The organism is Phenylobacterium sp. (assembly GCF_004799395.1).
Taxonomy (GTDB): Bacteria; Pseudomonadota; Alphaproteobacteria; order Caulobacterales; family Caulobacteraceae; genus Phenylobacterium.
The window spans coordinates 1-15,479 of the sequence record NZ_SSMZ01000305.1 but is presented as its reverse complement, the minus strand read 5'-3'; the positions used below and the strand labels follow the sequence as shown (position 1 = coordinate 15,479).

Annotated in this window: 21 protein-coding genes; 9 read left to right on the top strand and 12 right to left on the bottom strand. The window is 68.1% G+C overall.

The annotated features are described in order from the left end of the window. Positions 1 to 344, top strand: a 344-nt coding sequence (locus E8A12_RS19700) for a GTP-binding protein (protein ID WP_293371993.1), incomplete at its 5' end; no start/stop codon positions are given. On the opposite strand, the gene E8A12_RS19695 is transcribed toward E8A12_RS19700, so the two are convergent. From E8A12_RS19695 to E8A12_RS19685, 3 genes are all read right to left on the bottom strand, one after another. After that, positions 341 to 529, bottom strand: a complete 189-nt coding sequence (locus E8A12_RS19695; protein WP_293371991.1) for a hypothetical protein — start codon at positions 527 to 529, stop codon at positions 341 to 343. The genes E8A12_RS19700 and E8A12_RS19695 overlap by 4 nt on opposite strands. Before the next feature lie 118 nt (positions 530 to 647). Next, complete coding sequence (locus tag E8A12_RS19690) at positions 648 to 1,091, bottom strand: biopolymer transporter ExbD (RefSeq protein ID WP_293371989.1); 444 nt, start codon at positions 1,089 to 1,091, stop codon at positions 648 to 650. Between the two features lie 160 nt (positions 1,092 to 1,251). Further along, entirely contained in the window at positions 1,252 to 1,695 is a 444-nt protein-coding gene (locus tag E8A12_RS19685; protein WP_293371987.1) for a biopolymer transporter ExbD, read from the bottom strand. Positions 1,696 to 1,807: 112 nt separating this feature from the next. Here E8A12_RS19685 and E8A12_RS19680 point away from each other — a divergent pair, with 112 nt between their 5' ends. Then, positions 1,808 to 2,779 carry a WD40 repeat domain-containing protein gene (locus tag E8A12_RS19680; protein ID WP_293371985.1) on the top strand — a complete coding sequence of 324 codons (972 nt, stop codon included), beginning with the start codon at positions 1,808 to 1,810 and terminating at the stop codon, positions 2,777 to 2,779. 34 nt (positions 2,780 to 2,813) lie between these two features. Here the strand turns inward: E8A12_RS19680 and E8A12_RS19675 are convergent, their stop codons facing one another. Continuing rightward, complete coding sequence (locus E8A12_RS19675; RefSeq protein WP_293371983.1) at positions 2,814 to 3,098, bottom strand: RcnB family protein; 285 nt, start codon at positions 3,096 to 3,098, stop codon at positions 2,814 to 2,816. Positions 3,099 to 3,275: 177 nt separating this feature from the next. Between E8A12_RS19675 and E8A12_RS19670 the strand changes: the two genes are divergently transcribed. After that, positions 3,276 to 4,106: an enoyl-CoA hydratase-related protein gene (locus tag E8A12_RS19670; protein ID WP_293371981.1), complete on the top strand. Its 831-nt coding sequence runs from the start codon at positions 3,276 to 3,278 to the stop codon at positions 4,104 to 4,106. On the opposite strand, the gene E8A12_RS19665 is transcribed toward E8A12_RS19670, so the two are convergent. Together E8A12_RS19665 and E8A12_RS19660 are read right to left on the bottom strand one after the other, a co-directional pair. Further along, on the bottom strand, positions 4,103 to 4,972 hold the full coding sequence (locus E8A12_RS19665) for a sulfotransferase (protein ID WP_293371979.1): 870 nt from the start codon (positions 4,970 to 4,972) through the stop codon (positions 4,103 to 4,105). The two genes, E8A12_RS19670 and E8A12_RS19665, sit on opposite strands and share 4 nt — an antisense overlap. A gap of 104 nt (positions 4,973 to 5,076) precedes the next feature. Next, a complete protein-coding gene (locus tag E8A12_RS19660) occupies positions 5,077 to 5,739 on the bottom strand; it encodes a nitroreductase (RefSeq protein WP_293371977.1) in 663 nt (220 codons plus the stop codon). Positions 5,740 to 5,860: 121 nt separating this feature from the next. Here E8A12_RS19660 and mtgA point away from each other — a divergent pair, with 121 nt between their 5' ends. Both mtgA and E8A12_RS19650 read left to right on the top strand, forming a co-directional pair. Then, positions 5,861 to 6,544, top strand: a complete 684-nt coding sequence (gene mtgA / locus E8A12_RS19655) for a monofunctional biosynthetic peptidoglycan transglycosylase (protein WP_293371997.1) — start codon at positions 5,861 to 5,863, stop codon at positions 6,542 to 6,544. A gap of 117 nt (positions 6,545 to 6,661) precedes the next feature. Next, positions 6,662 to 7,369, top strand: a complete 708-nt coding sequence (locus tag E8A12_RS19650) for a PEPxxWA-CTERM sorting domain-containing protein (protein WP_293371975.1) — start codon at positions 6,662 to 6,664, stop codon at positions 7,367 to 7,369. 75 nt (positions 7,370 to 7,444) lie between these two features. On the opposite strand, the gene E8A12_RS19645 is transcribed toward E8A12_RS19650, so the two are convergent. After that, positions 7,445 to 8,113, bottom strand: a complete 669-nt coding sequence (locus tag E8A12_RS19645) for a lysoplasmalogenase family protein (protein WP_293371973.1) — start codon at positions 8,111 to 8,113, stop codon at positions 7,445 to 7,447. Positions 8,114 to 8,257: 144 nt separating this feature from the next. Here E8A12_RS19645 and ald point away from each other — a divergent pair, with 144 nt between their 5' ends. Next, complete coding sequence (ald, locus tag E8A12_RS19640) at positions 8,258 to 9,370, top strand: alanine dehydrogenase (RefSeq protein ID WP_293371971.1); 1,113 nt, start codon at positions 8,258 to 8,260, stop codon at positions 9,368 to 9,370. A gap of 3 nt (positions 9,371 to 9,373) precedes the next feature. Here ald and E8A12_RS19635 read toward each other — a convergent pair whose 3' ends face one another. Both E8A12_RS19635 and E8A12_RS19630 read right to left on the bottom strand, forming a co-directional pair. Beyond that, on the bottom strand, positions 9,374 to 9,751 hold the full coding sequence (locus E8A12_RS19635; RefSeq protein WP_363212530.1) for a hypothetical protein: 378 nt from the start codon (positions 9,749 to 9,751) through the stop codon (positions 9,374 to 9,376). Continuing rightward, complete coding sequence (locus E8A12_RS19630) at positions 9,748 to 10,017, bottom strand: DUF2312 domain-containing protein (RefSeq protein ID WP_293371969.1); 270 nt, start codon at positions 10,015 to 10,017, stop codon at positions 9,748 to 9,750. Before E8A12_RS19630 ends, E8A12_RS19635 begins: the two co-directional genes overlap by 4 nt. A 135-nt stretch (positions 10,018 to 10,152) precedes the next feature. Between E8A12_RS19630 and folE the strand changes: the two genes are divergently transcribed. Next, positions 10,153 to 10,740, top strand: a complete 588-nt coding sequence (gene folE, locus E8A12_RS19625) for a GTP cyclohydrolase I FolE (RefSeq protein ID WP_293371967.1) — start codon at positions 10,153 to 10,155, stop codon at positions 10,738 to 10,740. Between the two features lie 114 nt (positions 10,741 to 10,854). Here folE and E8A12_RS19620 read toward each other — a convergent pair whose 3' ends face one another. Then, positions 10,855 to 11,463, bottom strand: a complete 609-nt coding sequence (locus E8A12_RS19620; protein ID WP_293371965.1) for an HAD family phosphatase — start codon at positions 11,461 to 11,463, stop codon at positions 10,855 to 10,857. Between the two features lie 10 nt (positions 11,464 to 11,473). Further along, positions 11,474 to 11,599, bottom strand: coding sequence for a type B 50S ribosomal protein L36 (gene ykgO / locus E8A12_RS19615; protein WP_111456358.1), 126 nt, complete (start codon positions 11,597 to 11,599; stop codon positions 11,474 to 11,476). A 153-nt stretch (positions 11,600 to 11,752) separates the two neighbouring features. Between ykgO and E8A12_RS19610 the strand changes: the two genes are divergently transcribed. Continuing rightward, the gene (locus tag E8A12_RS19610; RefSeq protein WP_293371959.1) at positions 11,753 to 13,183 is read left to right on the top strand and encodes a lytic murein transglycosylase; all 1,431 of its coding nucleotides are present in this window, start codon (positions 11,753 to 11,755) and stop codon (positions 13,181 to 13,183) included. Here the strand turns inward: E8A12_RS19610 and E8A12_RS19605 are convergent. Next, positions 13,180 to 14,496, bottom strand: coding sequence for an MFS transporter (locus E8A12_RS19605; protein WP_293371957.1), 1,317 nt, complete (start codon positions 14,494 to 14,496; stop codon positions 13,180 to 13,182). The two genes, E8A12_RS19610 and E8A12_RS19605, sit on opposite strands and share 4 nt — an antisense overlap. 106 nt (positions 14,497 to 14,602) lie before the next feature. On the opposite strand from E8A12_RS19605, the gene motA reads away from it, so the two are divergent. Then, positions 14,603 to 15,478 carry a flagellar motor stator protein MotA gene (gene motA, locus E8A12_RS19600; protein ID WP_293371955.1) on the top strand — a complete coding sequence of 292 codons (876 nt, stop codon included), beginning with the start codon at positions 14,603 to 14,605 and terminating at the stop codon, positions 15,476 to 15,478. Position 15,479: the final 1 nt, after the last annotated feature.

The following is a 15,479-nucleotide window of genomic DNA, read 5'->3' as shown; positions in this document are numbered from 1 at the left end:
ATGACCATGACCATGACCATGACCATCACGGCCACGACATCGAGGCGAGTGGCATCCGGGGGATTTCGCTGACCGCCCACAAGCCGCTGAACGCCAACAAGGTGACCGCCTGGCTCAACGAGGTGCTGCAAGCGCAGGGGCCCGACATCCTGCGCGCCAAGGGCATCCTCGACGTGGCCGGCGAGGACCGTCGCCTGGTGTTCCAGGCGGTGCACATGATCCTGGAGGGCGACTTTCAGGGCCCTTGGCGCGACGGCGCCGACCGTTATTCGCGGCTGGTGTTCATCGGGCGCAACCTCGACGCGGCCAAGCTGCGCGAAGGTTTCGAAGCGACGGTGGCTTAGGCCGCCATCGGTTGGCTGGAGGCTAGTTGCCTGAGAGTCGCCATGGCGAGGTATTCGGGCTTCAGGAGCCCGCAGCGCTCGGCCACCCGGCCGTTACGCCATTCCAGCACCAGCTGGTCGCCTTCCATCCGGTAGCGGCCGCGAACCGTCGCGGACCCAACCGACACCTGCACCGAATTCCACATTTTGCGCCTCGCGCTTATCAGCGGCCGTTCTGGCCACGTCTTGGACGCAAGGTTAGAGCGAACGGGGTTTCCCCACGATTAATGTTGAACCGGCAGGTAGGCTTAACGGCGCCAGGCTTCACAGCTCCTCGTTGATCAGGGCGACCTGGTAGTAGCCGTTGCCCTGCAGGGTGTTCATCACCGACATGAAGTCGCCGTAGCGGACGTGCTTGTCGGCGCGGATGTAGACCCGCTGCTGGGTGGGCGGCAGGGCCGGATCCTGCGCCGTCAGGATGTGCGACAGGTCGGTTGAGAGCGTGGCGAGGGCGCTCGCCTTCTCGCCGATGAAGAGCGCGCCGCCCACCTGCAGGTTGATGACCACCGGCGGCTTGGGCTTCTCGCCGTTCTTCGGCGGCGTCGCGGGCGGCAGATCGAGCTTGATCGATTCCGTGGCCGGCGGCAGCGCCACCATGAAGATGATCAAGAGCACCAGCATCACGTCGACGAAGGGCGTGACGTTGATGTCGCTGTTCTGGCCGAGGTTGAAGCGACCGCCACCGCCGGAAGACAGTTTCGCGCCCATCTTGGCCCTCCTCGAAGTCCGCGCCTGCCGCGCAGATGCAAGGAAGCACTGGAATATTACATTCGTAAAGTCACAAAATTACACTCGTCAACAGAATGGGCGCGAAAAAGCCCGCCGAGTCGCCCCGGCGGGCTCATTCCGAGCGAAGCGATCAGTGCGATCAGATCTCTTCGTTGATGAGGGCGACCTGATAGAAGCCGTTGCCCTGCAGGGTGTTCATCACCGACATGAAGTCGCCGTAGCGGACGGCCTTGTCGGCGCGGATGTAGACGCGCTGCTGCGTGGGCGGGAGCGTCGGGTCATCCGCGGTGAGCGTCCGCGACAGGTCCGCCGGCAGGGTCGCCAGCGTGGTCCCCTTGTCGCCGATGAAGACACCGCCGCCGGCCTGAATGTTGATCAGGATCGGTTGCTTCACCTTGGTGCCGGGCGGCGGCGGAATGGCGGGCGGCAGGTCGAGCTTGATCGACACCGTCGCGGCCGGGATGGCCACCATGAAGATAATGAGGAGCACCAGCATCACGTCCACGAAAGGCGTGACGTTGATGTCGCTGTTCTGGCCGAGGTCGAAGCGTCCTCCGCCGCCGCCGCCAAGCTTGGCGCCCATGCACTAATTCCCTTCCCTGGGGCGGTTCCGCCGCCCGGTCATTAAGAGTCCGTGGACCATTGGCAAGCCGCCGCGGCGTTGTAAAGCCCGAAGCCGCGATCTAGGTGAGGGCATGCAGTATGCCTATGACGCCTACGTAACGGCGGTCTCTTTCGACTCGGCCGGACAGGGGGTCTTCGCGCTCGGCGACGGGACCCTCCGCTTCGAGGGCGGCGAGGCTGTGAGCGCCCACGACGGAGCGATCCTGGCTGCCGCGCCGCACCCCTCGGGCCAGGGCGTGATCACCGGCGGCGACGACGGGCGATTGGTGTGGTCGCAGGCGCCCGGCGCCCGCGAAATCGCCAGCCTGCCGGGCAAGTGGATCGATGCGGTGGCGTCCAGCGCCGCCTCGGGCCTGATCGCCTTCGCCGCGGGGCGCGACGTCCATGTCCGCGACACGGCCGACGCCGCCTTCTCGCGCAGCTTCGCCCATGAGAAGTCGGTGGCTGACCTGGCCTTCGAGCTCAAGGGCCGGCGGCTGGCCGCGGCGACCTATGGCGGGGTCTGGCTCTGGTACGCCCGGATCGAGGCGCAGAAGCCCGCCAAGCTCGCGTGGGCCGGCAGCCACGTGGCCATCGCCTGGAGTCCCGACGGCAAGTTCCTGATCAGCGCCATGCAGGAGAACCAGCTGCACGGCTGGCGGGTGGCCGACGAGAAGAACATGCGCATGGGCGGCTACCCCGCCAAGCCAAAGAGCCTGGCCTTCCTCAACAAGGGAAGCCTGCTCGCCACCTCCGGCGCCAATGGCGTGGTGGTCTGGCCCTTCGCCGGCGCCACCGGCCCGATGGGCAAGCAGGCCGCCGAGGTTGGTTATGACGAGGCCGCCATGGTGGTCCGGGTGGCCGGGACGCCCGGGCTGAACTGGATCGCCGCCGGCCTCGACGACGGCCGCGTCTGGGCCTGCGACCTGGCCGGACAGAAGATCGCGCCCCTCAAGGCGGAGAAGGGCGCGCCGGTCACCGCGCTCGCCATGACCCCTGACGCGAAACGTGTAGCCTGGGGCTGCGAGGACGGCGCGGCGGGCGTGGCCGAGATCGAGCGGTAAGCGCCCCTGCATCAGTGGCAGGGGCGCTTACCGATTAGTGGCTGTTGGCGATCAGCGAGGCGATGACGCCGGTGGCGACGGCGGCCAGGACGTAGTTCCCGTCCACTTCGCGCCACTCATAGCCGTGGGGCGGGCGACGAAGGTGACGGGCGCGCCAGTCGATCCGTGCGCCGCGGTCCCAGTCGCGGTGGTCCATGTGATAGCCGTGCTTCCACTCGTCGTGGCGCACATAAGGGTGGTCCGGCTGCGCCAAGGCGCTTCCGGCGGCGCCGGACAGGGCGACAACGGCCGCCGCGGCGGCCACGAGCATGCGTTTCATGAGGTTCCTCCTGCTGATGAACGCGACGAATCCTGCCCCCGACCGCCTGACGGCGGCTTGAACGGCCGATGCCAGCTTTTGTTCATCTGCTCGCGACGCCGTTCGGGGCGCGCCCAAACCGCTTGCCTGCCGCAGGGGCCAGGGCCTTAGCTGGCGGCCAGCAGCGCGGAGGAAGCGATGAGCGAGACCCTGGAACGGTCCGCGGCCGAAACGGCGGCCGAGGTGCTCTACGAAGCGTCGGACGGCGTCGCCACCATCACCCTGAACCGGCCCGAGCGGATGAACGCCATCTCCGGGCCGATGCTGGCGCGCCTCAGCGAGCTTCTGCTCAAGGCCAACGCCGATCCCCAGGTTCGCGTGGTGATCCTCACCGGCGCCGGGCGCGCCTTCTGCGTGGGCCTGGACCTGGTGGACGCCACCCAGGGCTCTGGCATCGGCTCGGACAAACAGGCCTCCACGCCCAGCGTGAACCTCGACCTCAGGACGGCGCCGCCCACCGTCCTCTTCGCCATGGACAAGCCGACCATCTGCGCCCTGAACGGCGCCGCGGCAGGCTACGGTATGGACACCGCGCTGGGCTGTGACATCCGCATCATGGGTGACAGCTCGAAGCTGGCGGCCGCTTTCGTGAAGCGCGGCGTGGTGCCGGAGAGCGGCGGCACCTGGATCCTGCCGCGCCTGCTGGGCTGGGCGAAGGCCGCCGAGGTGATCTTCACCGGCCGCACGCTCTCGGCGGCCGAGAGCCTGAGCCTGGGCCTTGCCAACGAGGTCGTGCCCGACGCCGAGTTGATGGCCCGCGCCCGCGCGGTGGCCGCCGAGATCGCGGCCAACGCCCCGCTGGCGGTCCAATCGGCCAAGCGGCTGATGCGGATGGGGATGGACGAGGCCTTCAACGACCACGTCCACCACGTCTATCTGCAGTTCCTGCAGCTGGTCCGCACCCAGGACTTCCGCGAGGGCATGACCTCGTTCCTGGAAAAGCGCCCAGCCGACTTCCAAGGGCGTTAGGCGACGGCCTGTTCGCGATCCCGTGGCTGCGAAAGGACGCGGGGGTCGGTCTCACGGATGTCGCCGTAGCCGAAGGCGTGGCGCAGATGCTGAGCCAGCCTGCGCTCCAGCACCGCGCGGTCCGGCTCGGCGTATTGCGCGGCCTCTCGCGTTGCGCGCTCGGGGGCGATGTCCTCGCCGTACTCCGGATCCAGGTTCGCCTGCATCACGCTGCGCGAGGAAACCGCCATGGCCGCCGCGAGGTCGGTGTCGCAGAGGTCTTCGCCCCAGTGGGCCCAGATGCGGCGCACCCAGGTCTGCGGGTCGCGCTCGACGTCCTCATAGCGGACGACCAGCACCCGGTCCGGGAAGACCCGCTTGAGTGCGCCCCACCGGTTGAAGAAGCGGATGAACCACCACAGGTCGACGCCCTGGGCCCGCGGCTCGCGCGCCAGATACTCGTCCAGCGGACCCAGCGCCTTGGCGTCCTGCCATTTGAAGAAATAGGACAGCAGGGAGTCGGGAATGCGCCGCACCAGCAGCACCACCGGGGGCAAGGCGATCAGGTTCCTCGCTCCCAGCCAGGCGATCAGCCGGGAAGGCATGTGGTGCGAGCTGCCGATCTTCGGCGCCTGGGGAAACCGGCGGCGGTGGCGCGCGTGGCCGATGTAGACGTCGCTGTGCGGTCCGCTGGAGTAGGCGGGCGGCGGCAGGCTGAGCTTATGGGCGATGGCCGCGCTCAGCATGAAACGCAGCCAATGGGTGCCCGAATTGTGGCCGCTGACCAGGAATCCGTCGACGCGGGAGCCATAATGTAGAAGATGGAAACGCGAGAGGTCGTCACGCACATCGGCCGCAAGCAGCGCCAGACCGTACTCATCGCGCATTGGTCGTCCCCAAGCCCTGAGCTCAAAAGACGATTGGACCTGATCTTTATGCCGTTTTTATATCCAGCCTGTAACAACGCATCTCTGCGTTGCAACAGACGCTGCTATGCGAATCCGCGAAGTTCGCCCCAGACCTCAAAGGCGTCGCGGCTGGCCTTCAGGCCGTTGATGGGGTGCGAAGCCTCGCAGTAGCCCAGCGCCATTCCGGCGAACAGCATGTGGTCGTCGGGCAAACCCAGGAAGGCGGCCACCGTCTTGGGATAGCGGGCCCAATACTCCTGCGGGCAGGTGTCGAGACCGCGCTCCACCGCCAGCAGCATGACGTTCTGCATGAACATGCCAAGGTCCGCCCACTGCGGAGGGCCCAGTCCGCGGTCGAGGCAGAAGAACAGGCCCACCGGCGCACCGAAGAAGTCGCCGTTCTTGGCCAGCTGGCGCAGGCGCGCGGGCCGGTCCTCCCGCGGGATGCCGATGGTGGCGTAGAGGTCCTCGCCGTTCTGGAATCGCCGGCTGCGGAAGGGCTCCCAGAGGTTCGGCGGATAGACGTCGTACTCCGGCTCCTCCCCGAAAGGATTGGCGGCCACCAGAGCCTTGAACTCGGCCAGGGGCTCACCGGCCAAGCCATAGACCCGCCAGGGTTGCAGATTTCCACCGCTGGGCGCCTGCGCTGCACGCGCCAGAATCTCGGCGACCGCCTCGCCCGGCACCGCGTCGGGCCGGAAGGCGCGCACCGAAACGCGCCGGGCTATGGCCTCGCTAACATCCATCTTGTTCAACCTCCGCCTTGACGCGCTTCAGCGGCGCACGCCAGCTATCTCCGCCTGCAAAGGGCAAGGCAAGGACGCCCAGTTGGCCAGACCCGCACTGAGACAAAGCCGCGGCGGCCGGTTGGGCCGTCTGTTCCGCTGTGTGCTGATCCTGATCCTGGTGTTCGGTCTGGTTGGGCCGGTGGCGGTGGTGGCCATCTATCGCTTCGTTCCACCGCCGATGACGTGGCTGATGGTCGAGCGCATGTTCGAGGGCCACGGCTTCGATCGTCGCTGGGTTCCCCTGCGGCGCATCTCGCCCCAGCTGGTCCGCAGCGTGATCGGCGCTGAGGACGCCCGCTTCTGCGAGCACCACGGCTTCGACTTCAACGCCATGCAGAAGGCGATGGCGCACAATGAGGAGCGGCCGGGGAAGATCCGCGGCGGCTCGACCATCAGCCAGCAGACCGCCAAGAACGTCTTCCTATGGCCGCACCGCGACTACGTGCGCAAGGGCCTGGAGGCCTGGTTCACCGTGCTGATCGAGACCATCTGGGGCAAGCCCAGGATCATGGAGGTCTATCTAAACTCCATCGAGTGGGGGCCTGGCGTCTACGGCGCCGAGGCCGCGGCACAGGCCAATTTCCACGAGGCCGCGGCCCAGCTGAGCCCGGCCCAGGCCGCACGCCTCGCGGCGATCATCCCCAAGCCCCTGGCCTGGAAAGCGGCCCGACCGGGCCCATACATCCAGAAACGCCAGGGCCACATCACTGCCGCGGCGGGGACCATCCGCCGCGATGGCCTCGCCGACTGCGTCCTGAGGTAGGTCCGGGCTTCGCTCGAACTTGGCCCTGGCGCCGCCGTTGCATCGCCCCCGAGCAATCGGCGGATCTGTCCAGCGGTGGCACAGCCCGTCCTCCACGCTTGGATTGAGGGCCTACCCGTGAAGACAGTTTTCGCCGCCGCCGCCATCGCCGCGGGCCTCGTCTCCGCCGGTTCGGCCTCCGCCACCGAGCTTCTGACCAACGGTGACTTCGATCAGGGCGCCACGGGCTTCTACAGCCAGTACGCCTATTCGCCGCCGAACGGCCAAGGCAACAACCTGTGGCCGGAGGGGACCTACGACGTCACCACCGACCCGAATCTCGATCACCCGCTGTTCTCATCCTTCACGGATCACACCGGCAACTCCAGCGCGGGGATGATGATGGTGATCAACGGGTCCTCGGACCCCAACACCATCGTGTGGTCGGAAGGCGATGTGGGCGGCGGTCAAGCGCTGATCGGCGCGGCGGACACCGATTACACCTTCTCCTTATGGGTCGCCTCGGTCTATCCGGCGAGCCCCGCCGACCTGCAGCTGTGGGTCAACGGCGCCCAGGTGGACGGCGCGACCTTCGCCGCCAGCGCGCCGGTCGGCCAATGGCAGAACTTCACCTACTCCGGCGTGACCGGCGCCAACGGCCTGCAGAGCATCTCGCTCAGCAACCGCAACCTCGAGCCGAACGGCAACGACTTCGCCCTGGACGACATGAGCCTGCAGGGCGTCGCGGTTCCGGAGCCCACCAGCTGGGCCCTGATGCTGCTCGGCTTCGCCGGCATGGGCGCCATGCTGCGCAACCGCCGCCGGCTGGTCGCCGTCGCCGCCTGATCTACCGAGCTCTCCAGCTCTGTTGCGTAAGAGCGCCGTCGGGTCTTCCCGGCGGCGCTTTTCGTTGCGCGGCGATCAGTGGGCGTCGCGGGCTAGCGTCCGCACCACGCCGGTGGCGATCAGCGCTTGACCGACGAAGTAGAGGCCCCAGACCGCGAACCCGACCACGGCGCTGGCCGGCAGCGGCCCGGAGCGGGCGAAGATCAGCAGGTCGGAAGCCAGGAACATGGTCGCCCCCAGCGGCACGCTGCGTGGGAACCGGCTCAGCCAGGCGCTGGCGGCCATATACGACAGCCCCGCCGCATAGATCCCCAGGGCAGGCGCCGCCGAGCGGTCGGAAGGCAGGGTGATGGCGGCCCCGATGGTCCCGGCGATCAGGGCCGCGGCGGCCAGCCACGCGGGCCAACCCAGGCCTTCGCGGCGATTTCGCTGATAGAGCATGATGGCCGCCATGTGGCCGGCGAAGAAGGCCGCGCCACCGACCGCAAAGCCCGCCGCACCCAGCAGCACGTCTCCCGCCGCGCCCAGCGCCATAACCCCGCAGACCAGCCATCCGTCGAGGCTCCGGGCCGACAACGCCGCGTAGAGCGCCAGGAGACCGACGCCGGTCCCCTTCCAGGCCAGGCTCACCGCCGGCGTCAGGGTGAGGTGGTCCGCGGTGAGGTAGCTCACCCCGCCGGCGATCGCCGCCGCCAGCGCCAGCCGCGCCGCCCAGACCCTCATGTCCAAGAACCCCATGTCCATGTCATCGCCCCGTGGCCCGCAGGGGGCAGACTAGGGGCGCAAGCGGGCCGGCGCCACGCGCCGATCGCAAACTCCGATTGACGAAAGAAGCTCTTGCCCTCAAACCCCGCCCATTCAAAAAAACCTCCCCCGTAGGAGCCAATCATGCGCGTAGGCGTGCCCCGCGAAATCAAGCCGGACGAATACCGCGTCGGCCTCACCCCGACCGCCGTGCGCGAGTACGTCAGCCACGGCCACGAGGTGATCGTGGAAAAGGGCGCGGGCGCGGGCGCGGGCTATCCGGACGAGGCCTATACGCGGGCCGGCGCCAGGATCGCCGCCGACGCCGAGGCGGTATTCTCGGGCGCCGAGCTGATCGTCAAGGTGAAGGAGCCGCAAGCCGTCGAATGGGCCCGCCTCACTGACAAGCACATCCTCTTCACCTACTTGCATCTGGCGCCCGATCCGGCCCAGGCCGACGGCCTGCTGGCCTCCGGCTGCGCGGCTATCGCCTACGAGACGGTGACGGATTCCGCTGGCGGCCTGCCGTTGCTGGCGCCGATGTCCGAGGTCGCGGGCCGCATCGCGGTGTTCTCCGCCGGTGAGACCCTGCTGAAGCACAACGGCGGCATGGGCCTGTTGCTCTCGGGCGTGCCCGGCGTGCCGCCGGCGCGCATCGTGGTGCTGGGCGGCGGCGTCGTCGGCATGAACGCCGCGCGTATGGCCGCGGGCCTGGGCGCCGAGGTGGTGATCGTCGAGCGTTCGATCCCGCGGATGCGGGAGCTCGACAACATGTTCCAGGGCCGCATCCTGACCCGCTACTCGACCCAGGACGCCGTCGAGGAAGAGATCCTCAAGGCGGACGTCGTGGTGGGCGCCGTTCTGACCGCCGGCGCCTCGGCCCCGAAGATGATCCGCAAGGACGACCTGAAGAAGATGAAGCCCGGCTCGGTGCTGGTGGACGTCTCCATCGACCAGGGCGGCTGCTTCGAGACCAGCCGGCCGACCACCCACGCCGACCCGACCTACACGGTGGACGGCGTCGTCCACTATTGCGTCGCCAACATGCCCGGCGCGGCCCCGCGCACGTCTTCCGAAGCGCTGGTCCACGCCACGCTCAGCTTCGGCCTGTTGCTGGCCAACCATGGCCTCGATGCGCTCAAGAAGGACAAGCACCTGGCCAAGGGCCTGAACGTGCTCAAGGGCCAGGTGACCCATCCGGCTGTGGCCGAAGCCCTCGGCAAGCCGTTCGTGGACGCTTACGGGGCGTGGAAATAGCGGCTATCTGGGCGGAGCGCCGCGCCGCTTGAACGGCCGGCGCTTCAGCTCCTTCTTCTCGCCCTTGGCCTTGGCCGTGATCTCCTTGAGCTTCACGGTCTGCAGGGCCGAGAGCGCTTGGCCCGGGGCGCCCTTTTCCGGGTCGCCGAAGGCGCGGCCATAGGTCTTCAGGCGGTCGGAGACGGAGCCCAGGAATTCGCCCTCCCATTCGGAGAGCTTGACGCCGGCGCGGTCGGCCTGGCGTTGGGCGCGTTTCAGCGCATTGAGTGCAGCACGCTTGGCCGCGCCCTTGGGGTCGGGCGGCTTTCGGTTGGACCCGAAGCCACCCCCCTTTGACGCTTGCGGCTTCCGGTCCTTCGTATCGGGCGGCTTTCGGTTCAAATCTCCCCGATCGCCGAGAGGTAGAGGTCGAGGATGGCGTCTTCTTCCAGCCGCTTGGCGCGGTCCTGTTTGCGGATGCGCACGACCTTGCGCAGGATCTTGACGTCGAAGCCGTTGCCCTTGGCCTCGGCGAAAACCTCCTTGATCTGCTCGGCCACCTCGGCCTTCTCGACCTCCAGGCGCTCGATGCGCTCGATGATGCTCTTCAGCTGCCCTTGGGCGGCCTGGTTCAGCACGTCGGGGTGGGCGGAGGCGTCGTCGGCCATGGCGGTAACTCGTGACTTCAGGAGGGCAGGATCGCCGCGGACCCTATCGGCGCGTTCAGGGCCTGTCATGCTGGCCAGGGGCCTTGCCTGTGGATAAGCCGGTGAGACCCAAGGACGCGGAGGTCTTTTCAAGCCATGCCGAGCAAGAACAAGCCGACCCAGGCCGAAGCCGAAGCCGCCGTGCGCGTCCTGATCGAATGGGCCGGCGACGATCCGGACCGCGAGGGGCTTCTGGAGACCCCGGCGCGGGTGGCGCGCTCCTACCGTGAACTGTTCGCAGGCTATGAGACCGATCCCAGGGATTATCTGGCGCGCACCTTCGAGGAGGTCGGCGGCTACGACGAACTGGTGATCCTGAAGGACATCCCGGTAGTCAGCTTCTGCGAGCACCACATGCTGCCGTTCATCGGCCGCGCCCACGTGGGCTATCTGCCGTCCAGCCGAGTGGTGGGCATCTCCAAGCTAGCCCGCGTGGTGCGCGGCTTCGCGCGCCGCCTGCAGATCCAGGAGAAGCTCACTGCCGAGGTGGCGGGCGCCATCCAGGAGATCCTGCAGCCCAAGGGCGTCGGCGTGGTGGTCATCTCCGAGCACAGCTGCATGACCATGCGCGGGGTCAACACGCCCGGCACGCGCTTGACCACCAGTCACCTCCTGGGAGAGGTCCGCGACGACCCGCGAACCCGTCAGGAATTCTTCGACCTGGTGCGCACGCCGGACCGGTAGGCTAGGTTGCTCCCCATCGGGGGAGCTGTCGGCGAAGCCAACTGAGGTCCTCCTAGGTTTGAGCGGAAGCCCCTCCGGCTCTTCGGGCCACCTCCCCCGAAGGGGAGGAGCTCGTCAGAGCAACCCGAACCCCTCCAGCGCTGGCCGGAGCGACGTCGGGTCGGTGAAGTGGTGGGTGTGGAACCCCTGTGCCCGGGCCGCGACGATATTGGCGGCGCTGTCGTCGACGAAGAGCGCGGCTTCCGGCGCGAACCCGAAGCGCTCGCAGGTCAGTCGGAAGATCGCCGCGTCCGGCTTCATCAGCCGTTCGCGCCCGGAGACGATCCGTCCGTCCAGCCGCGCAAAGGCGGGGCTCATGGCGAAGGTCGCGTCTACCGTCTCATGGCTCATGTTGGTCAGCGCATATTGGCGCACGCCGCGGTCGCTCAGGGCGGCGATGGCGCTTTCCGTCTCGGGAATCGGGCCGGAGAACATCTCATCCCAGCGGTGCTTCCAGGCCCAGATGGCGGCCTCGTGTTCGGGATGCCGGGCGCTCAGCGCCGCGCAGTTGTCGTCGAAGGTGACGCCGCAGTCGGTGGGACCGTGCCAGGCCATGGTGCAGACGTGGCCCAGGAACCGGTCGCGCTCGACCGGATCGGGAAAGATCTTGGAATAGAGCGTGCGCGGATCCCAGCGCACGATGACGTTGCCGACGTCCCAGACGACCGCCTTCACAGCGGACATCGGACGTTCGTCAGCCCTGCTTGGCTTTGAAGCGCGGGTTGGTCTTGTTGATGATGTAGACGACGCCCTTGCGACGCACGAGCTTGCAGTCCCGGTGACGGGTCTTGAGCGACTTAAGCGAGCTTCTGACCTTCATCGGATTTCTCGGGGACCTATCTCGGGCGCGGACGATGGCGTCCGGGGTTTTTCACAAGAGCGCGCGGATATACGGAAAGGGTCTTCGGAAGTCAATGTCGCCGCGCCGCAGTTCTGATTGAGGCCGGACTCGACGCTCGTTAGACTCCCAACGATGCGCGCCCGCCACCTCAGCCTCGTCGCCCTGGCCTTCCTGGCCGCCTGCGCGAGCCCGGCGGCGAGACCCCCCTTGCCGACTCGACTGCCCACCGCTCCGCCGGCCCGCCAGCCGGCTGCGCCGCCGGAAGCCACGCCGCCGCCCGGGCAGGTCCCGCCGATCTCCCCGGTAACGCCGCCGGCGGTATCCGGCGACATGGTGTTCGACGCCTGGGCCGGCGAGTTCTACGGCAAGGCGCTGAAGGCGGGCATTCCGCGCGACGTGCTGGACCGGGAGATGGCGGGCCTGACGCCGGACCCGCGGGTCACCCAGCGCGACAGCCGCCAGCCGGAATTCTCCCAGCCGATCTCCACCTACATCAAGGGCGCGGTCACCGAGGGGCCGGTGGTGAAGGGCGCGCGCGAACGGGCCGAAGTGCCGCAATTGCCCGACATTGAGCAGCAGTATGGCGTGCCGCGCGAGATCCTGATCGCCATCTGGTCGCGGGAGAGCGCCTTCGGAGCCATCCAGGGCGACTTCGACGTGATCCGGTCGATGGCCTCGCTGGCCGCACAAGGTCGCCGCCGCGACTGGGCGGAGGGCGAGCTGATCGCGGCCTTGCGGATCATCGCCACCGGCCAGGCCACGCGCGAGCAGCTCAAGGGCTCCTGGGCCGGCGCCATGGGCCAGACCCAGTTCATCCCGTCTGCCTATCTCTCCACCGCCGTGGACGGCGACGGCGACGGCCGGCGCGACATTTGGAACTCGGCCGCGGATTCCCTGGCCTCGGCGGCGAATCTGCTGGCCAAGGGCGGCTGGGTGCGTGGTCAAAGCTGGGCGCGCGAGGTCACCGTTCCCGACGACTTCGACTTCAGCCTGACCGAGGGTCCGAAGCTGTCGTCGGACGCCTGGACGGCGCTCGGCGTGCTACGCGCCGACGGCCTGCCGTGGACAGACGCGGACAAGACCGCCGAGGCGCAGCTCATCGCGCCGGCCGGCGCCTCGGGTCCGCTCTTCCTGCTGTTCCCCAACCACTTCGTGATCCGCAAGTACAACAACTCGGTGGCCTATGCGCTCGCCGTGGGGCTGCTGGCCGACCGGATCGCTGGCGGCGGGCCCCTGGTGAGGCCCTGGCCTGCAGAGACGCCGATTTCGCTGGCCGACCGGATGACGGCGCAGCGCGCGCTCGCGGCGCTGGGCTTCAACGCCGGGACGCCGGACGGGATCGTCGGCGTCGGCACCCGCACGGCGCTTCGGGCCTGGCAGAAGGCCCGCGGCCTGACGGCGGACGGCTATCTTTCGCCAGTCATGGTGCAGCGCCTGCGGGTCGAGACCGGCGCTGCGGACGCCAGCATCGCGCCGCCCGCGCTGGCCGCGCCGCTCGCGCCGGCTGCGCCCCCCGCGCCGGCCGCTCAGGCGGATCCGGCCGCTCAGGCGCCGCCGACCTAAACCCCGCCCTCGTCGCTGCGTTCGATGGTGGCCATGGTGGCTTCCTCGCGGGTGACGGCGGCCGGGTCGGCGTTGCGCAGCGGCTTGGAGACGAAGGCGTAGACCAGAAGGCACAGCATCAGCCCCATGTTCAGGAAGAACGGCGCCGAGTGGTTCGCCCGATAGAGCACCATGAAGGCGGGCGCGAACACCGCGTTGATCCCGTTCACCGCCGCGATGGCGCCGGCCACCCGCGCCTGGTCCTTCCAGCCCACCGCCAGGGACGAACCGGCCGTGAACCCCGGCCGGGCGAAACCGAAGCCCATGCTGGCCAGCGCATAGCCCGCCACCACCGTGTGATAGTCCGGTGCGATGGCCACAAGCAGGTTGCCCGCCGCCCCGCAGGCCACACCCCAGCGCAGCAGCTGCTTCGGCGTCATCTGGAACATCCGGATGATGCCCCATTGCGCCAGCAGGCCGGCCAGCGCCCCGAACGCCATGGCCGTGGCGATCTGCTCCTTGGCCGCCATCGGGCTCACCCCCAGCTTGTCGATCACCAGGAAACCCAGGGTCTGCTGCTGCGCCGTCTGGCAGGTGGCGACCACGAAGCCGTAAAGGGCGAAGGGGGCCACCCGTGGATCGCGCCACATCGGCCGCTGCTTCTCGACGATGGCTTCTTCAGCCTGCTCGATCGGCGCCTGGGGCCTGCGGCGGCTCTCCGGCAGGAAGCGCCAGACCACCAGAAGCATCACCGCCGCGATCGCGGCGAAGGTGAACAGCGGCCCGGCGATCCCCACCACCGGATAGATGAAGTAGGGCGCGAGCCACGGCCCCACGAGCGTGCCGATGCCAAAGGCGCCGGCCAGCATGGCCATGGCCTGGGTGCGCTCGGCCCGGGGTGTGTGGTCGGCGATATAGGCCTGGTAGGCCGGGTTCGAGGCCGCGCCGAACAGGCCGAATATCGAACGACCGAGCAGCAGCATAATAAAGATCGCCAGGGGCGCGGCGAGCTGGCGAAGGCCCGCGCCGACCACCAGGCCGCACAAGGTCATGGAGACCATGAAACCGGTCAGCCCGACCAGCATTAGCGGCTTTCGGCCGTAGCGGTCGGATGCGCGCGCCCAGAACGGCGAGGACAAGGCCCAGAGGATCGCCGACAGCGAGAAGATCGACACCACCATCCAGTCGGGGATGTTCAGCGAGCGGCCGATCAGCGGCAGGACCGAGGTCAGGCCATTGTTGCCGACGGCGGTCGCCACCGACGACCAGAAGATGATCGCGAAGGCCCGCTTCGGCAGGGTGCTGCGGGGCGCGCTGGCGGCGGTGTCGGCCATGGTCCGGGCTTAAGCATGGGTGCCGCCGCAGCGCAAACCCTGGCAGCGATCATCGCCCATTAATGAATAACCGCGATGTTCCGCCCTGGCGTCGTGGGAGAATCCCTTGTTCCAGATTATCGGCATCGTGCTGCTGTTCGCGCTCGTGTTCGGCAGCTTCATCATGACCGGCGGGAACATCGCGGTCATCCTGGGCGCCCTTCCGTCCGAGATGATGACCATCGGCGGCGCCGGCATCGCCAGTGTGCTGATCGCCAACTCCCTGGGCGTGCTGAAGGGCCTGGGCGGCGGCATGGGCAAGGTCTTCAAGGGCCCGACTTGGAAGTCGTCGGACTACCGCGACCTCCTGAGCCTCCTCTTCCTGCTCACCAAGACCATGAAATCCAAGGGCGTGATTGCGCTGGAAAGCCACATCGAGACGCCCAAGGAGAGTTCGATCTTCTCCCGCTATCCGAAGATCATGAAGGACCACTTCGCCATCGACTTCATCTGCGACACGCTGCGGATGATGACCATGAACCTGGAAGACCCGCACCAGGTCGAGGACGCGATGGAAAAGCAGCTCGAAAAGCACCATCACGAGGCGCTGGCCCCGCCGCATGCGCTCACCACCCTGGCCGACGGCCTGCCCGCGCTGGGCATCGTCGCCGCCGTGCTGGGGGTCATCAAGACCATGGGCGCGATCACCGAGCCGCCGGCCGTGCTCGGCGAGATGATCGGCTCGGCTCTGGTCGGCACCTTCCTGGGTGTGTTCCTCGCCTATGGCCTGGTCGGCCCGATGGCTACCCGCATGGCCGCGGTGATCGACGAGGACGCCTCCTTCTACAAGATCATCCAGTGCGTGCTGGTGGCCCATCTGCACGGCAACGCCGCCCAGATCTCTGTCGAGATCGGTCGCGGCACCGTGCCGACCCCCAACCAGCCCAGCTTCCTGGAGCTGGAAGAGGCGCTCAACACCATTCCGGCCGAAGGCGCCGCCTAGG